The 9765-nt window shown below is 62.3% G+C and carries 5 protein-coding genes; 4 read left to right on the top strand and 1 reads right to left on the bottom strand.

Translation table 11 applies throughout. The features are described from left to right. Positions 1 to 244: 244 nt before the first annotated feature. Positions 245 to 1543, bottom strand: coding sequence for a M23 family metallopeptidase (locus ACMZ6R_RS19095; protein WP_416114484.1), 1299 nt, complete (start codon positions 1541 to 1543; stop codon positions 245 to 247). A gap of 148 nt (positions 1544 to 1691) precedes the next feature. Between ACMZ6R_RS19095 and ACMZ6R_RS19090 the strand changes: the two genes are divergently transcribed. The 4 genes from ACMZ6R_RS19090 (at position 1692) to ACMZ6R_RS19075 (ending at position 9739) form a co-directional block, all read left to right on the top strand. Beyond that, complete coding sequence (locus ACMZ6R_RS19090) at positions 1692 to 4040, top strand: mechanosensitive ion channel domain-containing protein (RefSeq protein WP_416114482.1); 2349 nt, start codon at positions 1692 to 1694, stop codon at positions 4038 to 4040. Further along, positions 4040 to 5155: a transporter substrate-binding domain-containing protein gene (locus ACMZ6R_RS19085; RefSeq protein ID WP_416114480.1), complete on the top strand. Its 1116-nt coding sequence runs from the start codon at positions 4040 to 4042 to the stop codon at positions 5153 to 5155. Before ACMZ6R_RS19090 ends, ACMZ6R_RS19085 begins: the two co-directional genes overlap by 1 nt. Before the next feature lie 283 nt (positions 5156 to 5438). Beyond that, on the top strand, positions 5439 to 6659 hold the full coding sequence (locus ACMZ6R_RS19080) for an efflux RND transporter periplasmic adaptor subunit (RefSeq protein WP_416114478.1): 1221 nt from the start codon (positions 5439 to 5441) through the stop codon (positions 6657 to 6659). Between the two features lie 2 nt (positions 6660 to 6661). After that, positions 6662 to 9739: an efflux RND transporter permease subunit gene (locus ACMZ6R_RS19075; RefSeq protein ID WP_416114476.1), complete on the top strand. Its 3078-nt coding sequence runs from the start codon at positions 6662 to 6664 to the stop codon at positions 9737 to 9739. The last annotated feature ends 26 nt before the right edge of the window (positions 9740 to 9765 follow it).

The raw sequence follows: 9765 nt of genomic DNA, 5'->3' as shown, positions 1-9765 counted from the left end.
CCCTGGACCCCCTTCAAAAACTTTAGCGGGGTTTTAGTTCAAATTCCCCGGCCATCATGAAAGAGGCCGCCCGGTTTTTACCGGGCGGCCTCTTTCATGATGGCCGACAAAGGTGTCTTGGTTTCTTCTTAGAGCAAACTGACGATGATAACCTGATAAAAAAATAAAAGATTTAGGAAGGGGAGAGCGCGAGAGGGGAGAACCCTTTTCAAAGGGTTTCCCCTCTCGCATCTTCTCTCCTTTCTTACATCTTATTGAGAATATTATCGTCGATCCAGTGCTGATCCCACCATTCGACAGGGGAGGTGGGGTGGCCGAAGACCAGGACGCCGAAGTGCAGGTGGTCGCCGCCGGCGAGCCCGGTGGCCCCGGTCTTGGCGATGATCTGGCCCTTTTTGACGTCCTGCCCTTCCTTGACGTCGATTTCACGCAGGTGGGCGTAGAGCGTTTGCAGTCCGAGCCCGTGGTCGATGATGATGGCGTTGCCGTAGATGCCGAAAAAGCCGGTGAAAACGACTTTGCCGCTGTTGGCCGCCGGCACCGGCGCGGCCTCGAGGGAGGCCAGGTCCACGCCCAGGTGGGTCTCCTGGTCGATTTCCTTGCCATTGTAATAGTAGGTCCGGTGGTCGCCGAAACCGGCCTTGGGCGCGGCGTTGGGCAGGCGCAGGAAGGCCTTTTTGTCCCAGAGCATGGTCGGGGCCGTTGCCATGGCCAGATCGTGCAGCTTGGCCCGGTTTTTCTTGCGCAGTTCCTTGTTGACCCGCAGGTAGATTTCGAGATTGTCGCGGGTGTCGGTGATGATATTGTAATACTGGGGCATCTTGGACTCGAGAAAGTTGTCCGAGATGTTGATCCTGTCCTGCCGGAATTTCCGGGGAATGGCCTGGTAGCGGAACGAGGCGTATGCGGTGTTGCCGGCCTTGTCCACGGCCTTGACCTTGGGCACGAAATCCTTGGGGTCCATGTCGTAGGGAAAGACGAACAGCCCGAAATATTTCCCGTTTTCCTGCTTGAACGCGGGATAGAAGTCGTCGCCGACCACCACGCCGGCGCTTTCGGGGTCTTCACTCAGCTGAAAGGACACCGCGCCGACGCCGCCTTGGCGGACGTTGTGGGCGAGGCTCAGCACGTCGATGCGCGGCGGAATGGTGTCCAGGGTGACGTCCTTGTTCAGCTTGACCGTGTTGCCGGCCCCGAAGTTGGCCAGGGAGCGGTCGGTGGCCGTGGCCACGAGCGTAAACGGCCCGTCGTGCAGCCCCGCCGGCTCCAGGGTGAATTTCTCCTCCGCCGTCTTGACGGGCAAGGCGTAGGTCTTGTCGAGCAGGGTGACCTGCTTGTCGCCCTGGGTCACGATGACCTTGGCGTTTTTGAGCCCCGCGCCGGCGTCCTTGAGCGTCAGGGTGAATTCCCGTTTGGGCGCGGCCACGGCGTTGTCCGGGGACAGCGCGATTTCAGGCTTGACGGTGTCGGTCAGGAAAAAATAGGCGGCCGCGCCGGCGGCCACGACCAAGATCAGAAAAAGGACAAAAACGAGTTTCTTCATGCTGGCTTCCTCACGTGTGCCGACCGCTTCATACCGGCCGGGCCGGGAAGGCGCAACCCCGCTTCCGGGCGATACAGGGCTTGCACCAAGGGCCATTTGCAGGCTACTGCCTTGGTATGCCTGCAAATGGTTGGTCCCAGGAGCCCTTATGAACGCCTTGCGCCTGTTGTGCCTGACGGTCTGCTGCGTATGCGGCCTGGCCCTGTCGTGGGGGGAGGGCCCCGCTTTCGCCGGCCAAGGGGATACGGCGCTTTGGCGGTCCATCGCGGCGGGGGTGCGCCAAAGTCTCGCTCTAAAAAGCCGGGAACTCGCGCAGATCCAGGCGGAGCTGCCGGCGGCCCAGGCGGCTCTGGCCCAAACCCTGGCCCAGGAAAGCAGCCGGCTCGACCAGCTGCTGCTGTTGCGCGGGGTGGCCGGGGACACGCCCTGGGCCAGCCGCACGCTCATGATGCAGCTGCGCGAAATCGACAATGCCGTGGATGTGGCCAGCGCCTCCCTGGAGGACATGCACGACAGGCTGGCCCGCACCAAGGAAGAATACGCCACCCTGCGGGAGATACGACACCAGAACGCCAGCCGGGAATACACCGATCTCGTGAGCGAGGAACTGGCCGGCCCCGGCCGGGATTTCCGGGAACTCAAGGACGAGGTGGACACGGTCAAGGCGGAAGTGGACGCTGCCTTGGGCCAGGCGACGAGCCTGAAGAAGGACGTCCGCGACGCCAGGAAAAACGAGATCGAACGTTTCGTGCGCCTGTTCGGCGAGACCTATTTCGCTTCTTCCGGCTCGCTGCTCCGCCTGGCCAACCTGCGCGGCGCCATGGACGATCTGCGCCAATGGGTCGATACCGCGCCGCGTTTTTGGGGACCCATACTGGGCTGGACCGACTGGGGCCGGTTTTGCCTGACCGGGCTTTTCGGTTTCGCCGTTTTCTGGGCGGGCATTGCCCTGGCCCGGCGGCGTTGGCCGGCCGTAAGCGGGCTTTCCCGGCCCGGGCTTTTCTGGCTCGCTGCCGGCCTGGGGCTGGGCCTGGCCCGCCACACCGTCCTTTTCGCCGGAAACCAGTTCACGTCGCTGCCCTGGGTGCTGGCGTTGTGCTGGGGGCTTGTGCTGCTCATGCCGCATGGGCCGGTGCTGTCCGTGCTTTTCGGTTGTTTCGCGGCCGCCGCGTGCATGGACGTCCTCAATATGCCGGCCAGCACCATCGGCATCGTCTGGCCGGCGGTGGCCGCAACCGCCATCATGCGGTTGCGGCGCGACCAGGCCGGCGGAGCTTCGATCGTCGGCTTTCTTACGGCCTCGGCGGTAGCCGGGATTTTCGGCTTCGGCCCACAGGCGACCGCCCTGACCGAGGCGCTTTTCATGCTGCTTTTGGCCCTCGGGCTCACGGCGGCCATCCAACGCCGCCTGGATGGGCTGGCCGCCGGGCGCAAGCATTCCCTGGCCGGTCTGGCCTCGCCGCTGGCCGTGACGCTGATGGCCACGCTGTATGTGGCCTGGGTGCTGGTCTTTATGGGCGGTCCGGGGCTTATGGACCGCGTCTTTCGCATGCGCCTTTCCATCGGCAAGGCGACCTTTTCCCTGGACGCGTTGGCCATGCTGTTCGTGGTGTTTTTCCTGTTGCGCCTGGTGCAGGCTTGGTTTTTCCATTTGCTCGCTTTTGTGCGACTTCGCGGCCGGACCGTGGAGCCCGCCTTGGCCCACACGGTGGGCGCGGTCTTTTCCTATCTGACCTGGACGCTTTTCGTGTTGTTCGGCCTGCATCTCTTCGCCGTGCCGCTGGGGGCGCTGACCTGGATCGCCAGCGGCCTGTCGGTGGGCATCGGCTTTGGCCTCAAGGACATCGTCAACAACTTCGTCAGCGGGCTGATCATCATGTTCGGCGGGGCGGTCAAGAAGGGGGACATCATCCAGCAGGGCAAAAATTTCGGCGAAGTGGTGGACTTGTCGGTGCGCAACACCATCATGCGCACCCTGGACAACACCACGGTCATCATTCCCAATTCGAGTTTTTTGCGCGGCGAGATCGTCAACCTCACCTACCAGGACGCTTCCATGCGCCTGACCATTCCTGTGACGGTGGCCCCCGGCACCAAACTCAAGAAGGTGCGCAAAATCCTGCTCGCCGCGGCGAAGAAGCACCCCGACGTTTTGAAGAGTCCGCCGCCGGAGGTCGCGATGATCGCTTTCGCCCGTTTCGGGCTCCAGTTCGAGCTGTATGTCTGGATTGACAACTTCATGAAGAAGTTCCAGGTGCAGTCGGAACTGGCCACGACGATCGACCAGGAATTCCAGGACAACAAGGTCATGCTGGCGTTCCAGGGCGTGAAGGTGAAGTACAAACCCAAGGGCACGGAGGCCATGCAACTCGACGCCATGCGCGAGGAGTTGCGGCGCAAGCGCTCGGAAACGTTCAAACGCTCGCGCACGCTGCGCCGGGTGCACGTCAGGAAACGCTGGCCGGCCCCGGCTCCGGCAAGCTCCGGGGAGGCGTGATGCCACACCGCCCGATGTTGACGTTCATGCTGGCAATGGTGTGCCTGTGCGGCGCGCTGCTCCCGTCTGCCTGGGCCCGCAAGGCGCCCGCTATCGCCCCGCCGAAGGTGGTCACCATCGGCGTCGTCGAGGCGCCGCCCTTTGTCATAAAAGACGAGCACGGCCATTTCGTCGGCATCGCCATGGACCTGTGGCGCGACGTGGCCCGGGATATGGGCCTGGAATGGAAGGAGCGCGAGTACGATCTGGTCGGGCTGCTGGCGGCCCTGGAAAATGGCTCGGTGGATGTCGGGGTTTCGGCGCTGTCCATAACGCCTGACCGCGAAGCGGCCATGGATTTCTCCCAGCCGTTTTACTACACCGGCCTTGGCATCGCCGTGCCGGCCAAGGAGCATATCGGGATCGTCCGCCTTGCGCTACGCTCCCTGTTTTCGTCGCGTGTGCTTTTCTATATTGGCTCACTGCTGGCCTTGCTGTTGGCCGTGGGCACCCTTGTCTGGGCCATTGAGCGCAGGCGCAATCCCGGGCATTTCCGGCCGGGCAAGTGCGGCATAGGCGACGGGTTGTGGTGGTCGGCCGTCACCATGACCTCGGTGGGCTATGGCGACACCACCCCGAAAACGCTGTTCGGCCGCGCCGTGGCCCTGGTCTGGATGTTCGCCTCGGTCGCGCTGCTGGCCTCGTTTACCGCCGGCATCACCACCTCGCTGACCATGGCCTCCCTGGACACCGGCCAGGTGCATGGCGAGGACGACCTGCACAAGGTCCGCACCGGCGTCAAGCGCGACTCCTCGGGCCAGGCGGAACTTGTCGCCTCCCACATCGGCGTGGTGCCCTACGATACGGCCATGCAGGGGCTTCAGGCGCTCGCGGCCGGCTCCCTCGACGCCTTTGTTTTCGACCAGCCCATGCTCCATTATTACGTACACAAGGATTTCCCCGGCCAGATCAAAATATTGCCGGGCTTTTTCGATCCCCAGCTCTACGGTTTCGCTTTTCCCCGGGATTTCCCTTTGCGCAAGGCCGTCAATGTGGCCTTGCTGCGACGGATGGAAGATCACGAATACCGGCTGAAGCTTTTCGGTCCCTACCTGGGCAAGGGCGCTGTGCATTAGGTTTCCCCTGGTGATGCCGCATAAGGGAAAGATGGGGGAAAGGGAGCGCGCGAAAGGGGCTACGGTCCTTTTTAAAGGGTTTCCCCTCTCGTATATTCCTTATCAAAGTAACGTGCCGGCCAAATGCTCCTTTCAATGCGGCAATATAGCGACATCATCCGTTAATGCCTTGACTTTACCTCTTGAATGTTGGAAACAATCACTATTTCCAAGCCAAGGATTTTTTCCAGCGCCTAGCCGTTTTTGCAGGCACGGTGCGTTTTAAAGAGAGGAGACCGCATTCATGCCTGTCGCACCCCCGCGCATCGCTTCCCGGCGGAGAACCGCTTCCTGTCTGCTTATCGTGCTGGCGCTGACCGTCGCCGCCCTCCTGGCGGGATGTGACCGGAAAAAGCCCCAGGCCGAAGCACCGACCCCGGTCGAGGTTACGGTGGTGGAAGCCAAGGCCACCACCGCGCCGCTTGCCGTGGACGGCATCGGGCATGTGTATGCCCTGCGCACCGTCAATGTCCGCAGCCAGGTTTCGGGCGTGCTCAAGGAAACCTATTTTGCCGAAGGCGACCTGGTCAAGGAAGGGCAGCCCCTGCTCCTGATCGACCCGGCCCCCTATAAGGCCCAGCTCGACGAGGCCACAAGCACGCTCGCCCGCGACCGGGCCACCGCCGCCCAGGCCCAGCGGGACTGGCTGCGCTACAAGGACCTCGTGGCCCAGGCCGTCATCAGCCAGGACGACTACGAACAGAAACGTACCGCCTACAGGCAGGATCTGGAACAGGTCCGCGTGGACGAGGCGTCCGTGCAAAACGCCAAAGTCAACCTCGGCTACTGCTCCATCAACGCCCCGTGCACGGGCGTGGTCGGCCTCCAGCAGTACAAGACCGGCAACCTGATCAAGTCCGAGGACTATATCATCGTCACCCTCAACCAGATCGAGCCCATAAACGTCCAGTTCGCCGTGGCCGAGAAATACCTGCCCGACATCCGCAAGTATGCGGCCAAGGGCAAGCTGGCTGTGGAGGCAAGTCCTCCCACCCATCCGGAGCTGGTGGCCAAGGGCACGCTCACGGTCATCAACAACACCGTGGACGTGAATTCCGGCACCATCACCTTGCAGGGAGAATTCCAAAATAAGGACAAGGTGTTGTGGCCGGGACAATTCGTCAACGCCTCGGTCGTCCTGGCCGACACGGCCGACACCATCCTGCTGCCCTCGAGCGCCCTGGTCGAAACCCAGGACGGCTCGTCGGTGTTCATCGCCAAGCCCGACAACACGGTGGAGATGCGCGCCATCACCGTCGGCCGCAAGATCGGCCCGGACACGGTGATCGAAAAGGGCGTGTCCCCGGGCGACAAAGTCATCACTTCCGGCCAGATCAAGCTCTTCCCCGGCGTTCCCGTCAAGATCGTCAGCGCGCAGAACTACAAGGAAGGTCCGGTTTCCCCCGCCGCCGTGGCGGGCAGGGATAAGGCGACCGGCGCGTCCAAGGAAGGCCAGGGGAACTAGACATGACCGACCTGTTTATCAAGCGGCCGGTCGCCACCACGCTGCTCATGGCGGCGCTGATCTTTTTCGGCGTGGTGTCCTACTTCTCGCTGCCCATAAGCGAGATGCCGAGCATCGACTTCCCCACCATCCAGGTGACGGCGAGCCTTCCCGGAGCGGACCCCCAGACCATGGCCTCGGCCGTGGCCACTCCCCTGGAGCGGCAGTTCACCTCCATCTCGGGTCTGCAGTCGATGAGCTCAAGCAACTCGCTCGGCACCACCACCATCACCCTGCAGTTCGATCTGTCGCGCAACATCGACGGGGCCGGCACCGATGTTTTGACCTACATCAATGCCGCCCAGGGCAGCCTGCCCAACAACATGCCGAGCCCCCCGACCTTCCAGAAGGTCAACCCGGCCGACATGCCCATCATCTACATCCGCGTCTCCAGCCAGACCATGCCGCTGTACCGCGTGACCAACTACGCCAAGGTCTACATCGCCCAGCGCATTTCCATGATCAACGGCGTGGCCCAGGTGGCCGTGTACGGCGACCAGACCTATTCCCCGCGCGTGCAGGTCAATCCGGACAAGCTGGCGGCGCTCGGCATCGGCGTGGACGAGGTGGCCACCGCCTTCAACAATGAGACCGTGCTCCAGCCGACAGGCTCCCTCTATGGCCTCGACAAGCTGTACACCATCAAGGCCCAGGGCCAGCTGACCAGCGCCACGGCCTACAACCGCCAGATCATCGCCTACAGGAACGGCAATCCCGTGCGCCTCCAGGACGTGGGCCGGGCCATCAATTCCACGATAAACGACAAGAATGCGGCTTTTTTCGACCAGCAGCAGGGTATCGTCATCGCGGTCAAGCGCGCGGCCGGCACCAACACCATCCAGCTCGTGGACGCCATCCGGGCCATGATGCCGGGCATCGAGGCCACACTGCCGCCCTCGGTCAAACTGGAATTCCTCTACGACCGCTCGACCTCCATCAAGGCGGCCATCGACGACGTCGAGTTCACCCTGCTCATTTCCATCACCCTGGTGGTCATCGTCGTCTATCTCTTCCTCAACAACCTCCCCGCCACCATCATCGCCGGCCTGGCCCTGCCCACGGCCCTTATCGGCACGCTCTCGCTCATGGTGGCTTTCAACTTTTCCATCGATAACCTCTCAGCCATGGCCATCATACTCGCCGTCGGCTTCGTGGTGGACGACGCCATCGTCATGATCGAAAACGTGGTGCGCCACACCGAGATGGGCAAAAAGATCATGCAGGCGTCCCTGGATGGGGCGCGCCAGATCGGCTTCACCATCGTGTCCATGACGCTGTCGCTGGTGGCGGTCTTTATCCCCATCATGTTCATGGCCGGCATTCTCGGCCGGGTGCTCAACGAGATGGCCGTGACCATCACCCTGTGCATCCTCGTCTCCGGCTTCGTCACCTTGTCGCTGACCCCCATGCTGTGCAGCCGGTTTCTTTCGGGCAAGATTTCCGACTCGGGCCGGCTCTTCAAATGGGTCGAGCGGGGCTATGAGAAGTCCCTGCATTTCGCCCTGCGCTGGCGCTTTTTCGTCATGATCCTGTCCGTGGGCCTGCTCGGCCTCACGCTGTGGCTTTTTACCGTCATCCCCACGGGATTTATTCCGGCCACGGACTCGGGCATCTTCTACGCCTTCGGCATGGCCGAGCAGAGCGCCTCCTTCGAGACCATGAAGGAACGGGTGCTCAAGGTCGGTCGCGTGTTCATGTCCGATCCGGACGTGTTCAAGTTCATCGGCGTTGTCGGCGTGGGCGGCCCCAACACCTCCATGAACAACGCGGCCATGTTTCCGCTCTTGGCGCCCATGGACAAGCGCAAGCATAGTGCCCAGGAGATCATCGACTCCCTGCGGCCCAAGGTGGCCCAGATCCCGGACCTCTTCGTCTTCATGTACAATCCGCCCTCCATCCAGATCGGCGGCAAGCAGACCAAGGCCCTGTACCAGTTTACGCTGCTTTCCCCCGATCCGGACGAACTCTATCCCGTGGCCCGCAAGATGGCCGGGGCGATGCACAAGCTGCCCGAGATCACCGACGTCAACACGGACATGCAAAACGACGGGCCCCAGGTCTTTATCGACATCGACCGGGACAAGGCCCAGGCGCTCGGCATCAGCACCTCCTCCATCGAGACGGCGCTCATGACCGCTTATGCGGCCCGGCAGGTCACCAACCTTTACGGCGCGACAGACACCTACAAGGTCATCGTGGAGGTGCAGCCCGAATACCAGCGGCGGCCCGACCTGCTCAACAAGCTCTATGTCAAGTCCAGCAACGTCGACAGCAACGGCAATCCCATCATGGTGCCCTTAAACGGCCTGGTCAAAATGCACGAAGGCGTGGGACCGCTCGTGGTCAACCACACCGGCCAGCTCACCTCGGTGACCATCTCGTTTAACACCGCAGGCAAGTATTCCCTGGGCGAGGCCGTCACCGCTGTCCAGTCCCTGGCCAAAAAGGAACTGCCGACCAATATCAGCTATATCTTCGAAGGCCAGGCCACTGCCTTCAACGAATCCCTGGCCAGCGTCCCGTTCCTGCTGTTTCTGGCCATCGTGGTCATCTACCTCATTCTCGGGATCCTGTACGAGAGCTTCATCCACCCGATCACCATCCTGTCCGGCCTGCCCTCGGCGGCGCTTGGCGGCCTGATCACGCTCATGGTGTTCGGCCGCCAGCTCGACCTTTACGGCTTCATCGGCATCATCATGCTGATCGGCATCGTCAAGAAGAACTCGATCATGGTCATCGACTTCGCCATCGAGGCCGAGAGAGAGGGCAAAACGCCTTTTGACGCCGTGTTCGAGGGCTGCATCGTGCGTTTCCGGCCGATCATGATGACCACCGTGGCCGCCATCGCCGGCATCATGCCCATTGCGCTCGGCATCGGCGCGGGCGGCGATGCGCGCCAACCCCTGGGCCTCGTGGTGTCGGGCGGCCTCATCATCTCCCAGGTCGTCACGCTGTACCTGACCCCGGTCTTTTACACCTACATGGACCAGTTCCAGACCTGGCTGTCCGGCGGCAAGCACGGGAAAGAGGATATCGTGTAAGGCAGCGGAGAGAAGCGGGGGAGGGA

The organism is Solidesulfovibrio sp. C21 (assembly GCF_047785625.1).
Taxonomy (GTDB): Bacteria; Desulfobacterota; Desulfovibrionia; order Desulfovibrionales; family Desulfovibrionaceae; genus Solidesulfovibrio.
Note: the sequence above shows the minus strand (reverse complement) of the source record. Positions and strands in the feature narration are given on the sequence as shown.